The sequence below is a fragment of the Paenibacillus wuxiensis genome (genome assembly GCF_040195695.1).
Classification (GTDB): Bacteria; Bacillota; Bacilli; order Paenibacillales; family Paenibacillaceae; genus Paenibacillus_B; species Paenibacillus_B suaedae.
This window is the reverse complement of sequence record NZ_JBEFZI010000016.1, coordinates 1-26550: the sequence shown is the minus strand read 5'-3', so window position 1 is coordinate 26550 and position 26550 is coordinate 1. Positions and strand designations below refer to the sequence as shown.

Genomic DNA, 26550 nt, shown 5'->3' with positions numbered 1-26550 from the left:
AATTTCTTGCTAACGTTTAAAGAATAAAACCAGTTCTATTTGTTCTGTTTTATTCTTTATTGGCAAGAAAGTTACCTTATTCTTTTCACTCAAAATATATCCTTATCTGACTCTGCGTAGGGTTGGGTTTGCTTTATTTTTTGAGCTGTAAGAAAGGTCAACTTTCTTGCGGCTCTTTTTATTTGAGTATTTTGCATGAATCTGAGCCCTTGATACGCAAGGATTTTCAGTCATAAAAAAGGAACTTCCCCCCAACTTGGCGAAGTTTATTGGTGATCAAACCAAAAATACCCAATAATGGAGGAATATTCGTCCTTACGCGAAAGAGCTGAGAAGCCGTTTACCCCGAAGGGCTTAAGGTCACTCTATTGTTAAAATAAAGAGAAAGGTAGGAAAGGAGAATGTATTCACCAGATCCGCTGTCGAAAAGTGCAAACTATTAGCAATGCCTACAATTTTGATCCAAATAAGGATACTCCTCTGTATTTAAAAAACCTTAAAAAACCTCAAACAAATTCTTTCTTACAACCAGAATCGTACAATTCTCATTAAAACAGACAGACATATAATTATTCAATTCATCAGCAAGAACAAGGTGAATTTTCAGGAAATTGAGAGCTACTGTGTTACATTCACCCCACAGTCGACAGCATGACCAATACCGGCATTCCAAGGATTCCAAAGAGAAGGAAGGGTATTTATGTCAATGAGCGAAGCCAATCTGCAACTTCAGCAAAATGAGAAAGTTTATTTCGAGCTTACGGAAGCGCAGCGTCGAATTTGGTACATGGAGCTTTTGAATCCGCACACGACAGTTGCCACGCTTAATAGTTTGCTTACTATCAAGGGCACGATACAAGAGGATAAGATCGTAGAGGTGCTGCAAAGCCTCGCTCTCCGTCACGACGCTCTGCGTATGCGATTGCAGCAGAGAGAAGGTGAGGAGCCACTAAGTTATATTGCTCCTTTTCTACCAATTGACATTGATATTGTGAATTTATGCGATAGAGAACCAGAGGCATGGAAAGAAGAAGTCGAGTTTCTGTCATGTCAACCGTTTCCCCTTTTTGACTCCCATTTATTTAAATTTACGCTGTTTCGGACTGGTGAATCAGAAGCCAGACTGTTTTTGAGCATTCATCATATTATTGCCGACGGCTATTCGCTCAACTTGTTGGGTAATGAATTCGTTGAGGGCTATCATGCTTTGCTTTGCAATAGAGAGCTTCCTCAAGAAGAGGCTCCTGCTTGCACGGATCTGCTCCGTATCGAGGAGGAGTATTTACAATCTTCCCGGTTTCAGAAAGACAAGGCATTTTGGGAGGGCGAGTTCCGTACGCTGCCTTCCATCACACGGCTTGGCACTTCCGAAAACGCTGTGCAGACGGCCGGCAGCTTGGCAAATTATGCCCATTATGAAATTCCGGCATCTGAATGCAACGACATCCGTACGTTCTGCGAATCACAGCATGTTTCTCCATTTAACTTGTTTGTATCTGCCCTTTGCTTGTATATGTCGCGGATTTGCGGTGAAGAAGAAGTTGTGCTTGGAACGATGTACGCCAATCGGACATCTCGAGAACAGAAGTCGATGGTTGCGATGCTCGTCAGCACGACGCCTTTTCGCATGCGCATTGACGCTTCTTGGTCGTTCGCAGACTTTCTTAAACAAGTGAAGAACAAGCAGAGCGAGCTGATTCGGCATCAAAAGTACCCGTTTAACCGGATTGTCCCGGATCTTCGCAACCGTTTCGGTTTTACGGAGGCATTGCTGCCAGTATTCTTCAATTATCACCCGATGGAGTGGGGCACGCTGCCTGACGATGCGCCTTTTCAATACGAGACGCTGCCTCTGGGAAATGGGCACCAGGATAACGAATTGACGGTACACATCCGCGAACATGTAGGAACCGGAGAAATGGCCATTCAAATCGATTATTTGACAGATTTGTATGCGCGCCAAGACATCGATTGTTTGTTCCAAAGATTGCTGCATGTCATCCGGGAAGCGATATCGAACCCCTTGCAGTCGGTAGGGCGATTGCATATTCTGCCTCCTGAAGAACAGAAGAATATACTCCACACTTACAGCTTGGGGCAACGGATCGAGCAACGACTTGACCGTTCTATGCACGAATTGTTTGAGACCCATGCAGCAAATACACCGGATCAAATCGCTGTTGCGGAACTGGGCGGATTGTCGCTGACCTATGGACAATTAAATGAGCAAGCGAACAGGCTTGCTCGGACGCTTCGTCGCCTGGGCATAGGCAGTGGGGAGCCTGTGGCCATTCTGGGGGAACGTTCTCCGCTTATCGTAACTGCTGTTCTTGCTGTATTAAAGGCAGGCGGCGCTTTCGTTCCATTGGACAACTCATTGCCTATCGAGCGCCTGGCTTATATGGTAAGGGATAGCGAAGCAAAAGTACTGCTTACTGCCGACGATGACATGATGACCGTGCCTGACGGTTGCCGAGTCGTAGATTTGAGGCATGCGTCAAGCTATGACAACGATTCGACCAATTTACTTCACGGTTGTTCACCTGAGCGACTTGCGTATGTTATCTATACCTCCGGAACTACGGGAAGACCCAAGGGGGTTATGATCGAGCATCGCAGTTGGATTTCAACCGCATGGTCATGGCTTTATGAATACAAGCTCGGAGATATGGAAGTACGACTGCTGCAAATGGCGAGCTTTTCTTTTGACGTATTTGCCGGCGATTTGGCCAGAGCATGGCTGAGCGGAGGACAGCTCGTTATATGTTCGAATGAAACTCGTCTCAGCCTGCCTCGTCTTCATGAGGTCATCGTCGAACAAGGCATTACACTGCTGGAATCGACGCCGGCATTGCTTGTGCCGCTCATGGATTATATCTACGAGAATGGTTTAAGTACGGGACACTTGCGTTTGTTAATTATGGGCTCAGACCGCTTTGCGGCGAAAGATTATCAGAGGGTATACAGTCGTTTCGGCTCTATCATGCGTATTGTCAACAGTTATGGGGTGACGGAAGCGTGCATTGATGCTTCCTATTATGAGGCAATGAATGGAAGTATACTGCCTCAAGACGGAAGCGTGCCGATTGGCAGACCGCTCCCACACGCCAACCTGTATGTGCTTGGTCAGGGCGGGACATTGCAACCCGTTGGCGTGCCGGGGGAGTTGTGCATTGGAGGAGCTGGGGTAGCTCGTGGTTACCTGAACAGGCCGGAATTGACAGCAGAGCGATTCGCTCAAGATCCGTTCGTGACGGATGGACGCATGTATCGCACCGGAGATCGCGCTTACTGGCTTCCGGACGGGAATTTGCAATTTCTTGGGCGTCTTGATGACCAACTCAGTATACGGGGTTATCGGGTAGAACCGGGTGAGATTGAATCATGCATGATTCAAATTGTATCCATCCGTGATGCGGTTGTCGCCGTTATGCCAGATCGCCATAGTCAGCAGGTGCTTTGCGCTTATTACACGGGCGAGAGGGAGCTTGAGACAGATGAGCTGCGAGGATTCTTATCCTCGATGCTGCCGGACTATATGATTCCTGTCGCTTTTATGAAGCTGGATCAGCTTCCTTTGACGACAAACGGTAAGGTGGATCGAAGAGCCTTGCCTGCGCTGGATGAAAGGATTTCCTCCAAACCATATCTGCTCCCGGTAACGGATGTTGAGCAACGGATGGCAAAGCTTTGGCAAGAAGTGCTGGATCACGAGCAGATCGGACTCCTGGATAATTTCTTTGAACTTGGAGGCCATTCGCTGAAAGCGATGACGCTGTTGACACGCATTCATGAGGAGTTCAAGATCGAACTCGGATTGCGGGACATCTTTCAGGTGTCAGTGCTAAAAGACTTAACCGAGGTGGTCGGCTCGGCGGCGAAACGTAATTACGAGTCGCTTGAATCTGCTCCTGAGCAGCTCTATTACCCGCTATCGTCCGCACAGAAGCGGTTATTTATGCTACAGCAATTGGATGTCACAGGACTAAGCTACAATATGCCGGCCGCCTTTCTTATGGAAGGGACGCTGGATAAGGAACGATTGGAAGCTGCGTTCCATTCGCTTTTTGCTCGGCACGATGCTTTGCGTACTTCATTTGCTATTGTAGATGGGGAGCCCATTCAGCGCGTGCAGCAGCAAGTTGATTTCTTTATCGCGGAAGAGGAAGCGGAGGACGGGGAAGCAGACGCGCCTATTCGGGCGTTTATCAAGCCGTTCGATCTGGGCGCGGCACCACTTCTGCGGGCAAAAGTCGTACATCTCGGGAATCAACGGCATCTGCTCTTATTTGACATGCATCATATCATCTCGGACGGTATTTCTGTGCAAATCTTGACGAAAGAGCTGGCTGCGGCCTATGCCGGTGAGACGATGGAGCCGCTAAAGCTGCAATATAAAGACTATGCTGTATGGCAGCAAGCCTATAGTCATACGGAGGATTACGCTAAGGAGGAAGCCTATTGGCTGTCGCAGTTTGCCGAGGAGGTACCGGTGCTCCGGCTGCCGACCGACAATCCGCGGCCTGCTGTGCGCAGCTTTAAAGGCGGCCGGGTAGACGCCGAACTGGGCGGCGAGCTTGTAACGGCTGTGCGCGAGCTGGCTCGCAAGAGCAACACCACTGTGTACATGGTACTGCTAGCCACATACAGCGCATTTCTGTCGCGTATAGCCGGACAAGACGAGATCGTTGTTGGCACGCCGGTGGCGGGACGCCAGCTTGCAGGTTTGTCAGGCATGTTAGGGATGTTTGTAAACACCTTGGCGCTCCGCATGTACCCGGAAGGAGAAAAAACGTTTGCTGCCTATCTCCGCGAAGTGGAGCAGACGGCGCTATCTGCGTTTGAGCATGAGAAATATCCGTTTGAGGAACTGGTTCAGCGAATGGTTCAAGAGCGCGATTTAAGCCGCAATCCACTATTCGACGCAATGCTCGTTCTGCAGCATGGGGAAAATGAAGAGCTGAAACTGGAGAATGTCAATCTGACTCCGTATCCGTTGGATTATACGGCAGCCAAGTTCGACCTGACGCTCACTGTAACCGAGCGAGAGGACAGCTTCTTATTGAGTTGGGAATACGATTCTTCTTTGTTTATGCAACATACGATTGTACGTTGGAGTGACTGCTTCCAAGAGATTCTCCTTCAGGCCGTTCATTTCCAGGATGTCAAACTTGGCGCTTACGACTTGGTTTCAGCCGAAGATAAAGAACATTTGCTTGAGCGGTTCGCCGGTATAGAAGAAACGTATGATCCTGCAACATCTGTACTTACGTTGTTTGAGCAGCAAGCCGCGCTAACTCCCGACCTCCCGGCGATTATTGGGAGAGAGGGGGAGCTGAGCTACCGGCAACTAAACGAATGGGCGGAGCAGATAGGCGCCGAACTCCGCAGGCGCGGTGTAGGGACGGATACGATCGCCGCCGTCATGACTCACCGTTCGTTAGAAATGGCAGCAGGTATAATAGGCGTCTTGAAAGCAGGAGGAGCCTACCTCCCGATTGATCCGGAATTTCCCGCGGATCGGATTCGATTTATGCTGGAGGACAGCCGCCCTCAAGCGCTGCTTACGTTCAAGAAGTATAAGCCGCTCATTGCCGAGCTTCGTCAGGATGTTTCCGTTCTATACTTTGAAGACAATCCGCTGCAAGAAGTTCCCGTGAAAGAGCAAGGACGCTCGATCGATCCGAAGCACTCGGCCTATATCATATACACTTCCGGCACTACAGGAAGATCCAAAGGCGTTATTATCGAACACGGGAGCTTTGCGAACACCATACAGTGGAAAAAGCGCCACTACCAGTTTGGCCCGAGCGACAGGGCGTTGATGCTGAATCCTTTTATATTCGATTCGTTTGTGACTCACTTTTTTGCGCCTATCGTCTCAGGAGCAGCCGTTGTTATGCTGAGCGATCAGAACAGCAAGGATGCTGTAGCCATTCGCGAAGCTATCGTCCATCATCAAATCACCCATTTGCAGAGCCCGCCGAGCTTCTACTCCGCCATGCTGGAAAACATGAGCCGCGAGGATTGGCGCTCGGTGCGCAGTGCGGTAGTAGCAGGCGAGGCCGTAGGCATGCCTTTAATTCGCCGTTTGAAAGCAATGAATCCTGAAATGCAATTGATGAACGAATACGGCCCAACCGAAAATACGGTCGTAACGACGGCTGTGGAATTAACGGAAGAGACTGCTGTATCCATCGGACGCCCTATACCCAATACTCGTGTCTATATTGTCAATGCACAGGGAAGGCTGTCTCCATTCGGCGTACCGGGAGAGCTCTGCATTGCCGGTCTTGGTTTGGCAAGAGGGTATGCGAACCAGCCGGAATTGACGGCAGCAAAGTTTGTTTCCGATCCTTTCGTACCTGGAGAGCGCATGTACCGTACTGGCGATTGGGCCCGGTGGCTGCCGGATGGAACTTTGGAGTACTTGGGACGCATTGATCATCAGGTGAAAATCCGCGGAAATAGGATCGAACTCGGAGATATAGAAGCGCATCTGCTAACGCTTCCTGGGATAAGCGAGGCAGTTGTGACTGTAATCAATGGATCGGAGGGCGATGCAAGTCTGTGCGCCTATTTTGTCGCGGATCGGGACTATACGGCGAAGGAACTGAGACAACGGCTTGACTTTGCGTTACCTTCTTACATGATCCCGTCTTATTTTGTTCCCATGCTGCAAATGCCTCTGACTGTCAATGGAAAATTGGATCGCCGTGCTCTGCCGCATCCTGAGGGCAGCAACCTGGCCGAAAGCGGAAGTTATTTGGCACCAAGATCCGATGCGGAACAAAAAATGGCCGAATTGTGGCAAGAAGTGCTTGACGTTCGCCCAATCGGAGTGAGGGATGATTTCTTTGAACGAGGCGGCCATTCGTTAAAAGCGACGGTACTCGTTTCCCGCATGCAAAAAGAGCTTCAGGCTGACGTTATGCTCCGAGATTTGTTCCAATACTCCACTGTTGAAGCATTGACGGAGGCGCTCGCTTCCCGATCGGTTAAAGCAAGCGATACGCTGGAGCCGGCGGAGCCGATGGATTATTATCCGCTGACGTCGGCCCAAAAAAGGATGTACGTGCTGCAGCAGCTGGAAGGCGTAGACGTCAGTTACAACATGCCGGCCGTTCTCCGGATGGAAGGCAGTCTGGATCCCGCGCGATTCGAGTCGGCCCTGCAACAGATCATTCTGCGTCATGACGCTCTGCGAACATCCTTTACATTCATCGACAATCAGCCTATGCAGAAAGTGCACGAGCATGTGCACGCGTCCGTCGTTTACCGAGCAGCGGAGGAACAAGAGCTTGACGCAAGGATAGCGGAGTTTGTACGTCCATTCGATCTGGAGCAAGCGCCTTTGCTGCGTGTCGAGGTTTTAAGTGCGGGAGAACAGCTGCATTACTTGCTGCTTGATATGCACCATATTATCTCCGATGGCGTATCCATCAGCATTTTTGTAGAAGAATTTGCGAAGCTGTACGCCAGACAACAACTGGGGCCTCTTCGATTGCAATACAAAGATTATGCCGTATGGCAGCAGCAATACGCTCATAGTGCAGCTTATCGGAAGAATGAGGACTACTGGCTGCAGCATCTGGGTGGCGAGCTGCCTGTGCTGCATATTCCGACCGATTACTCACGCCCGTTGCTGCGCAGTTTTGCCGGAGAACGTGTTGATTTTCATCTAGACAAGGCATTGTCGGAGTCCGTGCAAAGGTTGGCGCTGAATGAAGGGGCGACCGTGTACATGGTATTGCTGGCGGCATACAGCATGTTTTTGTCGCGATTGTGCAGCCAAAACGAGATTATCATCGGCTCCCCGGTAGCCGGGCGTCCCCATGCAGATTTGTCGTCTATGATGGGGATGTTTGTAAATACATTGCCATTGCGCACGTTTCCTTCGGGACAAAAGAAATTTTTGCATTTTATACAAGAAATCAAACAAACGACGATGGATGCCTTAGAGCATGGGGATTACCCGCTGGAAGATTTGGTCGATCAAATTGTCAAAGAGCGGGATATGGGCCGCAATCCGTTATTCGATGCCGTATTTGTGCTGCAAAATACTGATTCGTTACCGATTGTGCTTCCTGATTTGAGCGTAGACACGTATTCGTTCGCAGATACAACGGCGAAGTTTGACCTTACGCTTCAGGTTAACGAGCACTCGGATGGCTATCGCTGCTCTATGGAGTTTTCTACGGCTTTGTTTGCTCGCGAAACGGTAGAGCGTTGGTGCCGTTACTTCACAGTCATGCTGCATGATGTGATTACGGCCCCGGATACGCTGCTTGCTGAAGCAAGATTGCTTAATGAAGAAGAGCAGATCGAACAGCTTATGACTTATAGCGGATTACCTGTTTCTCCGATGCCGAATGTCTCGATTACGGGGCGTTTTGCTGAGGTCGTCCGCAATTACCCGGAACGATTGGCGGTTGTATGCGGCGAACGTCACCTTACCTACGAAGCGCTGCAGCATCAGTCGGGCATTCTCGCCGGCAAGCTTCTTAGCGAAGGACTGCCGCTTCATGCGGCTGTCGGAATTTTAGCTGATCGATCCATTGAGTTTATTGTAGCTGTCATGGGAGTTTTGAAGGCGGGTGGCGCCTATGTGCCGCTGGACCCTGAAGCTCCGGAGGAGCGTCATCTGTATATTCTGGACGATTGTGGAGCGGAATTTTTGCTGGTTGCCGGCAATTTGTGCCCGCCGGAATCGTATGAAGGGACGGTCGCCAGACTCGACGCCGAGTGGCTTTTACATGAGGATCCGGTGGCAGAAGAGCAATCGCGTACGGTCGGCGCCGATGATCCCGCTTATATCATGTACACCTCCGGCACAACGGGAAGGCCGAAAGGCGTGCTGGTTACACACGGCAATGTGGTCAACCTGGTCACAGGCGGCGGATATGTACCGTTTCATGACGGACATCGCTTCGCACAGACGGGTTCGGTCAGCTTCGATGCGGCGACTTTTGAAATGTTCGGCGCTATTCTTCATGGCGGTCAACTATACCCTGTGGAGAAAGAAGTACTGCTGAACGCTAGCCGTTTGGGACAGTTTATCGCAACCAACGGCATTACGGTTATGTTTTTGACGACATCTCTTTTCCATCATTTGGCCGATGCGGGTGACGAACTTTTTGCTGGAATTCAGCATTTGATCATGGGGGGAGAAGTGCTGCTGCCGAAGCATGTCCAGGCCGTTCAGCAAGCATGCCCGTATATCACGATATGGAACGGATATGGGCCTACGGAGAATACGACGTTTTCAACCGTGTTCAGAGTCAGCGAAACGGACGGCATGACAAGTATCCCAATTGGCCGTCCAATTGGCGGAACGACAGCCTATGTGCTGGGCGACGGTGGACAGGTGCTTCCTGTTGGCGTGCCTGGGCAATTGCATCTCGGCGGCGCCGGAGTAGCCAAAGGCTACTGGAATCAGCTTGAGCTTACGCGAGAGAAATTCAAACCCGATCCTTTCAACGAAGGCCAAACGATGTATGCAACAGGGGATCTTGCCCGCTGGCTGCCAGATGGCACTCTTGAATATATGGGACGGATCGATCAACAGGTCAAAATTCGAGGATACCGGATTGAACCGGGTGAAATTGAAGCCCGTCTGCTGCTGAATGCCGATATTCGGCAAGCGTCCGTCGTCATTCGAAAAGATAAGCCTGGAAGCGAAGTGCTTTGCGCTTATTATGTCAGCGATAGTACGTTAGATCTTCCCGCATTAAGACATGAAATGAGCCTAGCGCTGCCTGCTTATATGGTACCTGAGCATTACATCCGCCTTGCGGAGCTGCCGCTCACTAAAAACGGTAAACTGGATCGATCGGCATTGCCTGTACCGGCCTATGAAACGGCAGCCGTTGCGCCGTACATGGCTCCTCGTACACGGACGGAGGCTCAGCTAGCCGCAATTTGGGAAGACGTGCTGCAAATTTCGCAAGTAGGAGTAAGCAGCAACTTCTTTGAATTGGGAGGCCACTCGCTAAAGGCAATGACGTTGGCATCGCGCATCCATCAAGCGTTGCATGTACAAGTCTCGATTCGTGACATTTTCCGCTTTGCAACCATTGAAGCGTTGGCTCCGCTTGTCGAGCGGCAATCGAAGGATCTGTTTAAGGGATTGCAGCCGGCCGAGCCATGCGATTATTATCCGCTGTCATCCGCACAAAGAAGGCTGTTCGTGCTGCAGCAGCTTGAAGGCGCGGAACTAAGCTATAACATGCCTGCAGCCTTGTTATTCCATGGACGCGTGGACTTTGTCCGATTGGAACAGGCTTTCAGGGAGCTGCTCGCCCGCCACGAGGTGCTGCGAACCGGGTTTGATGTGGTGGACGGCGAGCCTGTTCAACGAATTAGCGCTGAGGTCGCGTTTGATTTGCCTTATCGGGAAGCCGGGGACAGGAGAGCGGAAGACCTCATCCGGGAGTTTATTCGTCCTTTCGATCTGAGCCAGGCACCGTTACTGCGCGTTCAGTTGATTAGGCTGACCGATACGCAGCATCTGCTCCTGTTTGACATGCATCATATTATTTCCGACGGAACTTCCATGGGCATTTTGATTGAAGAAGTGACCAGGCTGTATGCCGGCGATCGTCTCGAGCCCGTATCGCTTCATTATAAGGATTATGCCGTCTGGCTGGCGGCAAACCGTCATTCGAATACGTATGTTCAACAAAAAGAGTACTGGCTGCAGCAACTCGGCGGCGAGCTTCCGGTTCTTCAGCTGCCAGCCGATTTCGTCCGTCCGTCGATCCAAAGCTTCACGGGAAGCCAATTGGATTTCGCGATCGATGCGGAATTGACTGCCAGCATCAAGCAACTGGCGCAAAACACGGGAACTACGTTATTCATGGTACTGCTCGCGGCTTACAGCATGTTCCTGGGCAAACTGGCTGGTCAGGACGAGATTGTGGTGGGAACGCCGATCGCCGGTCGGCCGCATGCCGACCTGTCCGGTATGCTCGGCATGTTTGTCAATACCTTAGCCATCCGCTCGATGCCTTCTGCCGACAAAACATTCCGAAGCTATTTGGAAGAAATGAAGCAACTGGCTTTAACGGCGTTTGAGCATGCGGAGTACCCGTTTGAAGAACTGGTGGAGCACGTCGTACGGCAGCGGGATGTGAGCCGCAATCCGATTTTCGACGCGATGTTCGCGCTGCAAAATATGAACCGATCCGAACTGCAGATGGCCGATGTCGACATTGCCCCCTACGCGTTGGAAAACCCGACATCGAAATTCGACTTGTCGCTATTTATCCACGAGGCGGGAGAAGAACTGCACGGCAGCATGGAGTACGCGACAGCACTCTTCGAGGCGGATACGATCTCACGGTGGAAAGATCATTTCATCACGCTGCTGCAGCATATGGCTGCTGACCCCGATGTCACGCTCGGCAAAGCAAGCTTGCTGAACGAACAGGATCGGATGACGCTCCAAGGCTGGATGGACGGGCCTGCACAGAAAACGCCGGATGCCCCGGTGCATCAGTTGTTCCGCAAGCAGGCGAAGGCAACACCGGAAGCGATTGCGCTCGTATGTGCCGATACAAGGCTTACGTACGAAGAACTGGATCGGTTGTCGGATCGCCTTGCTGCTGCCTTGCGCCAGGAACAGATCGGCAGCGACCGTATTGTCGGGCTGATGGCGGGACGTTCCGCCCACATGATGATCGGTTTGCTGGGCATTTTGAAAGCAGGCGCGGCTTTCCTTCCGGTCGACCCTTCCTACCCGGCGGAACGCATAGCGTACATGCTGGAGGATTCGAAAGTGGCTTGCCTGCTGGTGGATGCCCTTTCCGCTCCAACGCACGAAGGTCTTGGATATGAGGGCAAGAGGCTCATCATCGAAGAGCTTCTTGCGGCAAGCGCGCAAAGTGCGTGGAGCCATGATAGCTTTGATAACACTAATAACACTAATAGCTCTGATAGCGGCTCTTGCGAGTCGGATAACGAGAGCAGTCGATTGCTCTACGTTATCTATACGTCAGGTACGACTGGGAAGCCGAAGGGCGTCATGTTGGAGCATGGCAACCTCGTGAACCTGATCATGCATCAATACGAGCGTACATCCATTCCATTTGACAAGCAGGTGCTGCAGTATGCGTCGTACAGCTTTGATGTGAGTTATCAGGAAATCTTCTCCACCTTGCTGTCGGGCGGAACGCTGCATGTGATCGAGGAGGATATGCGCCAAAATCCGACTGCGCTCTTCCGCTATGTGGAGGAACGAGGCATTCCAACCTTGCTGCTGCCGTCGTCGTTCGTCAAATTCGTTTGGAACGATCCGGCCTACGAAGCGAGTTGGCCAACGTGCGTGCAGCATCTGATTACGGCTGGAGAGGCGCTGATTGTCGGCCTGGCACTGCAGCGTTACTTGCAGGAGCAGGGCGTCACGCTTCACAATCATTACGGACCTTCGGAAACGCATGTAGCGACCACGTACACGATGATGCCGCAAGAGCCGATGATGGAGCTGCCGCCAATCGGCAAGCCAATCAGCAATTCGTCCGTGTACATTTTGGACGGGCTCGGACAGCTGCAGCCAATCGGCGTAGCGGGCGAGCTGTATATTGGCGGCGCTTGTGTCGGCCGAGGCTACTTGCATCAGCCGGGTTGGACGCAGGAGAAGTTCCTGGCCAATCCATGGCTGGAAGGAACGCGGATGTATCGAACCGGGGATCGGGCCCGCTGGTTGGCCGACGGCAACCTGGAGTATTTGGGCCGTATCGATCATCAGGTGAAAATAAGAGGATATCGGATCGAACCGGGCGAGATTGAAACCAGACTGTTAGCGTTGGATGGAATTCGTGAGGCGGCCGTCATCGCGCTGCCCGATGAGCGAGGCAGCCATGAGCTGTGCGCGTATGTGGCAGGCGAACGCGAATTTACATTCGCCGAACTGCGAGAAGCCTTGCGATTGAACTTGCCGGACTATATGATTCCGGCGTATGTCGTGCAACTGGAAGAACTGCCGATTACGAGCAACGGCAAAATCGACCGCAGAGCGCTACCGGCGCCGGAAGGGACGCTGCAGACGGGAACGGAGTATGTGGCGCCGCGCACAGCGACGGAAGCGAAGCTGGCGCAGCTATGGCAAGAGGTGCTGGGGCTGGAACGCGTCGGCATTCGCGATAACTTCTTTGACATCGGCGGCCATTCGCTCCGGGCGATGACGCTTGTATCGCGCATCCATCAGACGCTGGAGGCGGAGGTGCCGCTGCGGCAATTGTTCCTCTCGCCAACGATTGAAAGCTTGGCGGCTGCCCTGAAGGAGGCGGAGGGTGGCACCTTTGAAGCACTTGTGCCCGCTCCGCTGCAGGCGGCGTATCCGCTGTCGTCCGCGCAAAAACGGCTGTACGTGCTGCAGCAGCTGGAGGGCGCCGAACTGAGCTACAACATGCCCGCTGCGCTGCGCCTGACGGGAACGCTGGATCGCCAGCGGCTGGAAGCCGCCCTCCAGGCGCTCATCGCTCGCCATGAATCACTGCGCACGGCGTTTGCGGCGGTAGACGGGGAGCCGATGCAGCGCATCGTAGAAGCTCCCGACTTCACCGTCGTGTACGAGGAGGCGAGAGGAGCCGATGCGCAGGCGTACATTCGCAGCTTCCTCCGTCCGTTTGACCTTGGCGTTGCGCCGCTTCTGCGGACGACGGTGGTGCGGCTGAACGAAGCGGATCACGTGCTGCTGTTCGATATGCACCATATCGTGTCCGACGGCACCTCGATGAACATTTTGGTGCAGGAATTGACGAAGCTGTATGCCGACGAAGAACTGGAACCGCTGCGGCTGCAGTACAAGGATTATGCGCTCTGGCAGCAAGGCTACCGGCAAAGTGGAGCTTACCGGAAGATGGAAAGCTATTGGCTGAGCCAGTTTGCAGGCGAGCTGCCGGTGCTGAGCCTGCCGACGGATGCTCCGCGACCGGCGGTGCGCAGCTTCGATGGGGATCGGGTCGATTTCGAGCTGGACAGCGTGCTGGCCGAAGCGATAAGAGAGCTGGCGCGGGAAAACGGCGCGACCGTGTACATGGTGCTGCTGGCTGCATACAGCGCCCTGCTGGGGCGGTTAAGCGGTCAAGAAGAGGTGATCGTCGGTACGTCGATCGCCGGACGTTCCCATGCGGACCTGCAAGGGATGCTGGGGATGTTTGTGAACACGCTGGCGCTGCGGATGAACCCGTCTGGAGAAAAGCCGTTCTCGGCTTTCTTAGAGGAAGTGAAACAGACGGCGCTCGGGGCCTTGGAGCATGGGGACTACCCGTTCGAGGAACTGGTGGAGCAGGTTGTGAAGCAGCGGGATATGAGCCGCAATCCGTTGTTCGATGCCATGCTGGTGCTGCAAAACACCGAGCAGGCCGAATTGGAGCTGGCGGGTCTGCAATGGACGCCGTATCCGATGGAGAGCGGAGCAGCCAAATTCGATTTGACGCTGTCGGTCAACGAGCACGAGCAGGGAATGCGATGCTCCCTGGAATATGCGTCAAAACTGTTCGAACGGACGACGATCGAGCGCTGGGCGGGCCACTTTACCGAACTGCTGCGCCAAGCAGTCCGTCATCCGCAGGCGCTGCTGGGAAGCATCGAGGTGCTGACGGCCGACGAGCGGGAAGAGTTGCTGGTGACATTCAACGATACGGCGGTTGAGCTGCCTGCAGAAGCAACGGTGCATGCGCTATTCGAACAGCAGGCTGCACGGACGCCGGAGCAACCGGCGCTCGTAAGCGGAGAGGCAGTATGGACGTACGGAGAGCTGGAAGCGCGAGCCAACCGCATCGCCGGCTGGCTGCGTGCGCACGGGGTGAGAAGCGAAGACTGCGTCGGGGTGCTGCTCAGCCGTTCGCCACAACTGTTCGCAGCTCTGCTGGGCGTGCTGAAAGCCGGCGCTGCCTATGTGCCGCTGGATCCGGCGCTGCCGGCAGCGCGCATCGAGGGAATGATTCAGGATGCGGGTATCCGTATCCTGCTGAGCGAAGGGGCACAGACGGAAACGGTGGCGGACTGGAAAGAAACACCGCTACGGCATGTCCTGTGCTTGGATGAGGAACGCTCCGCCGTTACGGAAATAGCCGCTGCGGTTGTCGAAGGGAAGAAGGAAAGCTTGGCTGCCACGGAAGCCGAAGGGCAGAAGAACTGCTCCGCCATGGTGAGGTTCGCCTCCGCGGAAGAATTGGAAGCCTATTCGCCGGTATCCACGGGATCAACGGATGTACAGTCGAATGTACCGACAACGCCGATGAACAGCGCGTATGTGATCTACACGTCTGGCACTACAGGCACACCGAAAGGCGTGGTGGTGGAACACCGAAACGTCGTGAACTTTATCGCGGGGATGATGCGCTCGCTGCCGTTTGCGCCATCTGCGTCGATCCTCTCGGTCACCACGATGTCCTTCGACATTTTCGTGACCGAGAGCTGGGTACCGCTCAGCTGCGGGATGCAGATCGTTCTCGCGAGCGAAGCTGAGCTTCAGGACCCTGCGCTGCTGGGCGATTTGCTGGCGGAGCATCCGGTACAACTGATGCAGACGACGCCTTCGAGGCTGTCGATGATGCTGGAGCAGGAGCACAGCGCCGCGCAGTTGTGCCGTATACCAGCTCTGTTAATCGGCGGCGAGCCGCTGCCTGCGGCGCTGCTGAAGCAGCTTCGGGAGCAAACCAATGCGTCGCTGTACAATATGTACGGCCCGACGGAAACGACGGTGTGGTCTACGTTTGAACATCTGGAGGATAGCGAAGGAGGAAAAGTCAGCATCGGCCGTCCGCTGGCGAACACGCAGGCGTACGTGCTGAACGAAGCGCTGCAGTTGCAGCCGATCGGAGCCGTAGGCGAGCTGTGCCTCGGAGGCGCCGGGGTCGCCCGCGGATACTGGGCGCGCGAAGAGCTGACCAGGGAGAAGTTTGTCGATCATCCGTTTCTATCCGGAGAGCGGATCTACCGGACGGGCGATTTGGCCCGATGGCTACCAGATGGCAGATTGGAGCATCTGGGACGGATCGACCATCAGGTGAAGATCCGCGGTTACCGGATCGAACTGGGCGAGATCGAAGCGCATTTGCTGCGAATTGAAGGCGTCAAAGAAGCGGTCGTGTCGGTTGTTACCGGGGAAACGCAGGAACTGTGCGCCTATGTAACGGGCAGTGGCGAGCTAACGGCGCAGGAGATGCGAAGCAAGCTGGCAGCGGGCCTTCCGTCTTATATGCTCCCCTCGCACTTCATTCGCTTGGAGAAGATGCCGCTCACGCCAAATGGGAAACTGGACCATAAGGCGCTGCCGGCGCCAGATGGTGGGCTGCAAACGGGGACGGAGTATGCAGCGCCACGCACGACGACGGAAGCGAAGCTGGTGCAACTATGGCAAGAGGTGCTGGGGTTGGAACGTGTCGGCATCCGCGATAACTTCTTTGAAATCGGGGGCCATTCGCTCCGAGCGATGACGCTTGTAAGCAGAGTAAATAAGGAAATGAGCGTGAGCCTGCCCCTAAGAAACGTGTTCTTTTATCCGACAGTTGAAGAGATGGCGCAGGCGATCTCTGAGCTGGAGCGGTTGGAATATGCCGTCATTCCGCAGGCCGAAGCAAGGGACTACTACCCGGTGTCCTCGGCGCAGAAACGGATGTACATTTTGCAGCAGTTTGAAGGCGCAGAACTAAGCTATAGCATGCCTGCAGCCCTGTTATTCCATGGACGCGTGGACTTTGTCCGATTGGAACAGGCTTGCCGGGAGCTTATCGCCCGCCATGAGGTGCTGCGAACCGGATTTAGTATGGTGGACAGCGAGCCTGTTCAACGAATTAGCGCTGAGGTCGCGTTCGATTTGCCTTATCGGGAAGCCGGGGACAGGAGAGCGGAAGACCTCATCCGGGAGTTTATTCGTCCTTTCGATCTGAGCCAGGCACCGCTGCTGCGCGTTCAGTTGACCAAGCTGACCGATACGCAGCATTTGCTCCTGTTTGACATGCATCATATTATTTCCGACGGAACTTCCATGGGCATTTTGATTGAAGAGGTGACAAGGCTATATGCCGGCGATCGTCTTGAGCCCGTGTCGCTTCATTATAAGGATTATGCCGTCTGGTTGGCGGCAAACCGTCATTCGCCTATGTATGTCCAACAAAAAGAGTACTGGCTGCAGCAGCTTGTCGGTGAGCTTCCGGTTCTTCAGCTGCCAGCCGATTTCGCCCGTCCGTCGATCCAAAGCTTCGTGGGCAGCCGAATGGATTTCACGATCGATGCAGAATTGACGGCCGGCATCAAGCAGTTGGCGCAAGACACGGGAACTACATTATTTATGGTACTGCTCGCTGCTTACAGCATGTTCCTAGGCAAATTGGCAGGTCAGGACGAGATTATTGTGGGAACGCCGATTGCTGGCCGGCCGCATGCCGACCTGTCTGGCATGCTCGGCATGTTTGTCAACACCTTAGCCATCCGCTCGATGCCATCCGCCGACAAAACATTCCGAAGCTATTTGGAAGAAATGAAACAACTGGCTTTAACGGCGTTTGAGCATGCGGAGTACCCGTTTGAAGAACTGGTGGAGCACGTCGTGCGGCATCGGGATGTGAGCCGCAATCCGATTTTCGATGCGATGTTCGTGCTGCAAAATATGAACCGGGCTGAGCTGCAGATGGCCGATGTCAACATCGCACCCTACGCGTTGGATAACCCGACATCGAAATTCGACTTGTCGCTATTTATTCACGAGGAGGGACAGGAACTGCACGGCAGCCTGGAGTACGCGACAGCGCTCTTCGAGGCGGATACGATCTCACGGTGGAAAGATCATTTCCTCACGCTGCTGCGGCATACGGCCGCTAACCCGGATGTCAAGCTCGGCAATGCGAGCTTGTTGAACGAACAGGATCGGTTGATGCTCCAAGGCTGGATGGACGGATCTGTACAGAAAATGCCGAATGCCTCGGTGCATCAGTTGTTCCGCAAGCAGGCGAAGGCAACACCGGAAGCTGTCGCGCTCGTATGTGCCGGTACAAGCCTTACTTACGAAGAACTGGATCGGTTATCGGATCGCCTGGCGGATGCTTTGCGCCGGGAACAGATCGGCAGCGGCGGTATTGTCGGGCTGATGGCGGGACGTTCCGCCCATATGATGATTGGCTTGTTGGGCATTTTGAAAGCAGGAACGGCCTTCCTTCCAGTCGACCCTTCCTATCCGGCGGAGCGCATAGCGTACATGCTGGAAGATTCGAAAGTGGCTTGCCTGCTGGCGGATGCCCCTTCCGCTTCAACGAGCGGAGGTCTTGGATATGAGGGCAAGACGCTCATCATCGAAGAGCTTCTTGCGGCAAGCGAACAAAGTGCGCGGAGCCGTGATAGCTCTGAAAGCCCTGAAAGCCCTGAAAGCCCTGAAAGCCCTGATAGCCCGGATAACGAAAGCAGCCGTTTGCTCTACGTTATCTATACTTCAGGTACGACCGGTAAGCCGAAAGGCGTCATGTTGGAGCATGGTAATCTTGTGAACCTGATTATGCATCAATACGAGCGTACATCCATTCCATTTGACAAGCAGGTGCTGCAGTATGCGTCGTACAGCTTTGATGTGAGTTATCAGGAAATCTTCTCCACCTTGCTGGCGGGCGGAACGCTGCATGTGATCGAGGAGGACATGCGCCAAAATCCGACTGCGCTCTTCCGTTATGTGGAGGAACGAGGCATTCCAACCTTGCTGCTGCCGTCGTCGTTCGTCAAATTCGTGTGGAACGATCCAACATACGAAGTGAATTGGCCAACGTGCGTGCAGCATCTGATTACGGCTGGAGAGGCACTGATTGTTGGCCCGGCGCTGCAGCGCTACTTGCAGGAGCAGGGCGTTACGCTTCACAATCATTACGGCCCTTCGGAAACGCATGTAGCCACCACGTACACGATCAGGCCGCAAGAGCCGATGATGGCGCTGCCGCCGATCGGCAAGCCGATCAGCAATTCGTCTGTATACATTTTGGACGAGCTCGGACAGCTGCAGCCGATCGGTGTAGCGGGCGAGCTGTATATCGGCGGCGCTTGTGTCGGCCGAGGCTACTTGCATCAGCCGGGCTGGACGCAGGAGAAGTTTCTGGCCAATCCATGGCTGGAAGGGACACGGATGTATCGGACCGGGGATCGGGCCCGCTTGTTGGCCGATGGCAACCTGGAGTATTTGGGCCGTATCGATCATCAGGTGAAAATAAGAGGATATCGGATCGAACCGGGCGAGATCGAAACCATACTGTTAGCGTTGGAAGGAATTCGAGAAGCGGCCGTCATCGCGCTGCCCGATGAGCGAGGCAGCCATGAGCTGTGCGCGTATGTGGCAGGCGAACGCGAATTTACATTCGCCGAACTGCGCGAAGCCTTGCGATTGAACTTGCCGGACTATATGATTCCGGCGTATGTCGTGCAGCTGGAAGAACTGCCGATGACGAACAACGGCAAAATCGACCGCAGAGCGCTGCCGGCACCAGTAGGTACGCTGCGAACGGGAACGGAGTATGCAGCGCCACGTACGGCGACGGAAGCGAAGCTGGCGCAGCTATGGCAAGAGGTGCTGGGTCTAGAACGCGTCGGCATTCGCGATAACTTCTTTGACATCGGCGGCCATTCGCTCCGGGCGATGACACTCGTATCGCGCATTCATCAGACGCTGGAAGCGGAAGTGCCGCTGCGGCAATTGTTCCTCTCACCAACGATTGAAAGCTTGGCGGCTGCCCTGGAGGCGGCGGAGGGCCGCACCTTTGAAGCGCTTGTGCCCGCTCCGCTGCAGGCAGCGTATCCGCTGTCGTCCGCGCAAAAACGGCTGTATGTGCTGCAGCAGCTGGAAGGCGCTGAACTGAGCTACAACATGCCCGCAGCGCTGCGCCTGACGGGAACGCTGGATCGCCAGCGGCTGGAAATCGCCCTTCAGGCACTCATCGCCCGTCATGAATCGCTGCGCACGGCGTTTGCGGCGGTAGACGGGGAGCCGATGCAGCGCATCGTAGAGGCTCCGGACTTCACCGTCGCGTACGAGGAGGCGAGAGGAGCCGATGCACAGGCGTACATTCGTCACTTCCTCCGTCCGTTTGACCTTGGCGCTGCGCCGCTGCTGCGAACGACGGTGGTACGGCTGGACGAGGCGGAGCACGTGCTGCTGTTCGATATGCACCATATCATTTCCGACGGCACCTCCATGAACATTTTGGTGCAGGAATTGACGAAGCTGTATGCGGGAGAAGAACTGGAACCGCTGCGGCTGCAGTATAAAGATTATGCGCTCTGGCAGCAAGGCTACCGGCAAAGTGCGGCTTACCGGAAGATGGAAAGCTACTGGCTGAGCCAGTTTGCAGGCGAGCTGCCGGTGCTGAGCCTGCCGACAGATGCTCCGCGACCGGCGGTGCGCAGCTTCGAGGGGGATCGGGTGGAGTTCGAGCTGGATCGTATGCTGGCGGAAGCGGTCAGAGAGCTGGCGCGGGAAAACGGCGCGACCGTGTACATGGTGCTGCTGGCCGCATACAGCGCCCTGCTCGGGCGGTTAAGCGGTCAAGAAGAACTGATTCTCGGTACGTCGATCGCCGGACGTTCCCATGCGGACCTGCAAGGGATGATGGGGATGTTTGTGAACACGCTGGCGCTGCGGATGAACCCGTCCGGAGAAAAGCCGTTCTCGGCTTACTTGCAGGAAGTGAAGCAGACGGCGCTCGGAGCATTGGAGCATGGGGACTACCCGTTCGAGGAGCTGGTGGAGCAGGTGGTGAAGCAGCGGGATATGAGCCGCAATCCGCTGTTCGACGCCATGCTGGTGCTGCAAAACACCGAGCAGACCGAATTGGAGCTGGCGGGACTGCAATGGGCGCCGTACCCGATCGAGAGCGGAGCGGCGAAATTCGACTTGACGCTATCGGTCAGAGAGCACGAACAGGGGATGCGGTGCTCCCTGGAATATGCGTCGAAACTATTCGAACGGACGACGATCGAGCGCTGGGCGGGTCACTTCACCGAGCTGCTGCGTCAAACAGTCCGTCATCCGCAGGCGATGCTGGGTAGCATCGAGATGCTGACGGCTGATGAGCGGGAAGAGCTGCTGGTGACATTCAACGATACGGAGGTGGAGCTGCCCGTCGAAGCAACGGTGCATGCATTATTCGAACAGCATGCTGCATGGAATCCGGATGCGGTAGCTGTGGCATCTGAAGATAGGCAGCTGACGTACCGAGAGTTGAACGAGCGGGCGAACCGCTTGGCGAGAAGGTTGCAGGTGCAAGGGGTGCAGCGTAAGCAGTTGGTAGGCATCATGGCCGAACGCTCGCTGGAGATGATCGTAGGCATACTGGCGATACTAAAAGCTGGTGGAGCGTATGTGCCGATCGATCCCGAGTATCCTCAGGAACGCATCTCCTATATGTTAGAGGATTCAGGGGCGCAGGTGCTGCTGATTCAGAAGCATTTGAAGGAGAAGGCTTCTTTTGCGGGAATCCAGGTGGAACTGGAAGAAGAGCCGTTGGCCGGTACAGAAGAATACCTTGCAAGCAGTGCGAACTTGGCTGTGGCGGCAATGGCCGATGATCTGGCGTACATCATCTACACGTCGGGTTCAACAGGAACGCCTAAAGGGGTATGCGTGACGCATCGCGGGGTTGTCAGACTTGTTTTGTCATCGAATTATGTGGACATTAGCGAACAAGACGTATTTTTGCAGGGCTCGACGATTTCCTTTGACGCTGCGACGTTTGAGATATGGGGAAGCTTGCTGAATGGTGCGGCGCTGGCGATTTTGCCGCCCGGCAAATTGTCGCTAACGGACTGGGTGCAGGCGATTCAGCAGCATCACGTCAGTATTTTGTGGCTAACGGCTGGCTTGTTTCATGTAATGGTGGAAGAGCAGTTGGAAGGTTTGCACGGGGTGAAGCAGCTGCTGGTTGGCGGTGACGTTGTTTCAAGGCCGCATGCGAAAAAAGTGTTGGAGCGATTCAGCGAAATACGGCTGATCAACGGTTACGGTCCGACGGAAAACACGACGTTTACGTGCTGCCATGAAATCCGCATGTCGGATGTGGAGCGCGCGTCGATTCCGATCGGCCGTCCGATCAGCAACACGCAAGTATACGTGCTGGGCAAAGCCAAAGAGATACTGCCTATTGGCGTGATTGGAGAGTTGTATACCGGCGGCAGCGGACTGGCACGCGAATACTTGAACAATCCGGAGTTAACAGCGACGAAGTTTGTGGAGCATCCGTATGCAGCAGGCGAGCGGTTGTACCGAACAGGCGATTTGGCCCGCTGGCTGCTGGATGGAACAATAGAGTATGCAGGTCGCATGGACGATCAGGTGAAAATCCGCGGTTATCGTATTGAGCTTGGAGAAATCGAAGCGCAGCTTCTTCGCGTAACGGACGTTCAGGAAGCGGTGGTCATCGCCCGCGAGGACGAAACCGGCCGGAAGGCGCTGTGTGCGTACATCAAAGCGACACGTGATCTAGAGGCCGATAAACTTCGAAACCCTCTGGCGCAAAAACTGCCAGGTTACATGATCCCGTCGTACTTCGTGCAGCTTGCGCAGATGCCGCTGACGCCCAACGGCAAAGTGGACCGCAAAGCGCTGCCAGCGCCGGAAGCAGGCCTGAGTGCGGGGACGGAATACGTCGCCCCACGCACGGGCGAGGAAAAAGCGCTCGTGTCCGTCTGGCAGTCGGTGCTGGGCGTAGAGAAGATTGGCATCCTAGATCATTTCTTCGAGCTTGGCGGCGATTCGATCAAAGCGATTCAAGTCGCTTCACGGCTATTGCAAGCAGGGTATAAGGTCGAGATGAAAGATCTGTTCCGCTATCCGGTCGTCTCCGAGCTTAGCTCCCAGATGACAGCGGTCACTCGCCGTGCGGAACAAGAAGAGGTGCATGGTCCAGTGCCGCTTACGCCAATCCAGCGCTGGTTTGTGCAGCATGATCCGGTGGATCTGCATCATTTCAACCATGCGGTCATGCTGCATCGGGAAGACCGGTTCGACATCGGGGCGCTGCGCCTGACGATGCAGCGCATCGCTAGGCATCACGACGCGCTGCGGATGATTGTCACGCAGACGGAAGACGGCTACGCTGCTTGGAACCGCAGCGTGGAAGACGGCGAAAACTACAGTCTGGACGTATTGGACTTCCGTGGCGAAGAAACATGGAGCCAGCGAGTAGAGACGGAGGCAGGCAAGCTGCAGGCCGGCTTCTCGCTGGCCGCTGGTCCGCTCCTGAAACTGGGCTTGTTCCAGTGCCCGGACGGGGATCATTTGCTGATCGCGATTCATCATTGGGTCGTCGACGGAGTATCTTGGCGCATCCTTTTTGAGGATATAGCTACAGCTTACGAACAAGCGGCGCAAGGACAGGACATTCGGCTGCCGCTGAAAACGGACTCGTTTCAAACATGGTCGCGTCAGCTTGGCGCCTATGCGGCAAGTCCGGCGATGGAGGCGCAGCGCGCTTACTGGCAATCGATTGTAGAGAAGGATCTAGTGCCTCTGCCTAAAGATGATGAGCAAGGCGCGTCCACGCTGGCCGTCAGCCGGACGCTGACGGTGGAGTGGTCGCAGGCACAGACGCAGCAATTGTTGAAAGAAGCACACCGGGCCTACGGTACGGAGGTCAACGATCTGCTGCTGACCGCACTGGCGATGGCGGTTCAAGCGTGGAGCGGACTCGAACGCGTGGCGGTCTTGCTGGAAGGGCACGGCAGAGAACCGATTGCGGAGGATGTGGATGTAAGCCGGACGGTCGGCTGGTTTACGAGCGCGTATCCGGTGGTGCTGGAGATCGAGCCGAAGATGAGCCTGTCGCAGCGGATTAAGCGTGTGAAGGAAACGCTGCGTGCGATTCCGCAGAAAGGGATCGGCTATGGTCTTCTGCGCTACATGTCCGCGTCGGATGAGGCGGAGTGGGCGTGCGATCCAGACATATCATTCAACTATTTGGGACAGTTCGATCAGGATTTGGAGCGCAGTGCGCTGCGAGTCTCGTCGCTTTCTACGGGAGAGGCGATAAGCGGCAGAAGACAGCGTGCGGCGGCATTAGAATGCAACGGCATGATCGCGGATGGAGCACTTCGCCTGCACATCAGCTACAGCGCAGAGCAGTACCGCCAAGCGACGATGGAGCGCTTTGCGTACGAGTTGCAGATCAGCTTGCAAGAGCTGCTAGCCCATTGTGTCACGCAGGAGAGGACGGAACTGACGCCAAGCGATGTGCTGCAGCCTGGCTTTACGCAAGAAGAGCTGGATGCGCTCATGCAGCGCAGCGCAGCGTTAGGTGAGATCGAAGAGGTGTACGCGCTGACGCCGATGCAGCAAGGGATGCTGTTCCACAGCCGTCTTGACCCGCAAGCTGGTGCCTACGTGAACCAGATCCATCTGACCCTGCAGGGTGAGCTGCAGCCGGCAGCGTTTGAACAAAGCTGGCAAACCGTCGTGCAGCGGCATGCGGTGCTGCGAACGAGCATCGACAGTCAGTGGCGAAGCGAGCCGCTGCAAGTCGTATACCGTAAACGGCCGTTCCACATCGCCTATCGCGATCTGACGATGCACGACGCGGGCGAGCAGGCAGCTTGCATAGCGCAGTGGAAGTTAGACGACCGAAAGCAAGGCTTTGCGGTAGCGTCAGAGAGCCTGATGCGTGTGGCGGTGCTCCGCACAGGAGAGCAAACCCACGAGGTGATATGGAGCTTCCATCACCTGTTGATGGACGGCTGGTGCTTGCCGCTGGTGATGGAAGAAGTATTGGGGATCTACAACGCCTTGCGCGCCGGAGAAGAGCCGCCGTTACGCAGCGTCCGCGCGTACCGCGACTATATCCGCTGGCTGTCCGAACAGGACGCGAATTCGGCACGAAGCTACTGGAAGGAGGAGTTGGAGGGCAGCGAAGCGCTATCATCGCTGCCGAAGCGGCAGCGTCAGGGGCAAGGCTTTGAAGCGAAACGAGTGAGCTGGAGTGTCCCTCGGGAGCAGAGCAAAGCCATCGCACTAGCGGCCACTGCGCACGGCGTAACGGTAAGCACGTTGATGCAAACGGCATGGGGACTGGTGCTGCACGCCTACAGCGGCAACAGGGATGCGGTATTTGGCGGCGTCGTGTCGGGCCGACCGGCAGACCTGCCCGGCGTGGAAGGGATGATCGGACTGTTTATCAATACGCTGCCTGTCCGGGTAGTGTGCGAGGGCCGGGAAACGGTTGCGGACCTGCTGCGCCGCATGCAGGCGCAGGCGCTGGCCTCGCAAGGTTACGCCTACTATCCGCTGCACGAGATCCAGGCGCAGTGCGCCGGAACGAGAGAGCTGTTCGACCATATTCTTGTGTTCGAGAATTACCCGATGCAAACCGCGCAGACGGAAGCGTCAGCGGATGCAAGCGGACTGGAAATTACGGGGGTTCAGGCGGACGAACAAACGAATTACGACCTGAATGTGATGATTCAGCCGGGAGAAGAGCTGCACATTCATTTCGACTACAACGGACAGGTGTACGAGCAATGCACGATGGAGCGCTTGCAAGGTCACTGGATGCGGATGGTAGAGCAGATCGTGTCCACCCCGAACGTGGCGGTAGAAAAGCTGGAAGTGCTGACGGCCGAAGAGCGGAAAGAACTGCTGGTGACATTCAACGATACGGCGGTTGAGCTGCCGGCGGAAGCAACGGTGCATATGCTGTTCGAACAGCAGGCTGCACGGACGCCGGAGCAACCGGCGCTCGTAAGCGGCGAGGCGGTATGGACGTACAGCGAGCTGGAAGCGCAAGCCAACTGCATCGCCGGTTGGCTGCGTGCGCACGGGGTGAGAAGCGAAGACCGCGTCGGGGTGCTGCTCAGCCGTTCACCGCAACTGATCGCCGGTCTGCTAGGCGTGCTGAAAGCTGGCGCGGCCTATGTGCCGCTGGACCCGGCGCTGCCGGCAGCGCGCATCGAGGGGATGATTCAGGATGCCGGTATCCAAATCTTGCTGAGCGAAGGGGCACAGACGGAAACGGTGGCAGACTGGGAAGAAACGCCGCTGCGACATGTCCTGTTCTTGGATAAGGAACGTTTGGCTGTTACGTGCTTGGATGAGGAACGCTCTGCCGTTACGGAAATAGCCGCTGCGGCTGTCGAAGGAAAGAAGGAACGCTTGGCCGCCACGGATGCCGAAGGGCAGAAGAACTGCTCCGCCATGGTGAGATTCGCCTCCGCGGAGGAACTGGAAGCCTATTCACCGACCTCCACGAGATCAACGGATGTACAGTCGAATGTACCGACAACGCCGATGAACAGCGCGTATGTGATCTACACGTCGGGCACCACCGGCAAGCCGAAAGGCGTGGTGGTAGAACACCGGAACGTCGTGAACTTTATCGCGGGGATGGTGCGCTCGCTGCCGTTTGCGCCATCTGCATCGATCCTCTCGGTCACCACGGTGTCCTTCGACATCTTCGTGACCGAGAGCTGGGTACCGCTAAGCTACGGGATGCAGATCGTTCTCGCCAATGAAGCGGAGCTTCAGGACCCTGCGCTGCTGGGCGATTTGCTGGCGGAGCATCCGGTACAGCTGATGCAGACGACGCC

General features: G+C 55.1%; 1 protein-coding gene. It reads left to right on the top strand.

Translation table 11 applies throughout. The annotated features are described in order from the left end of the window. Positions 1-700 precede the first annotated feature (700 nt). The coding region (locus tag ABN764_RS26960) for a non-ribosomal peptide synthetase (RefSeq protein WP_446673666.1) at positions 701-26550 on the top strand (25850 nt) is incomplete at its 3' end.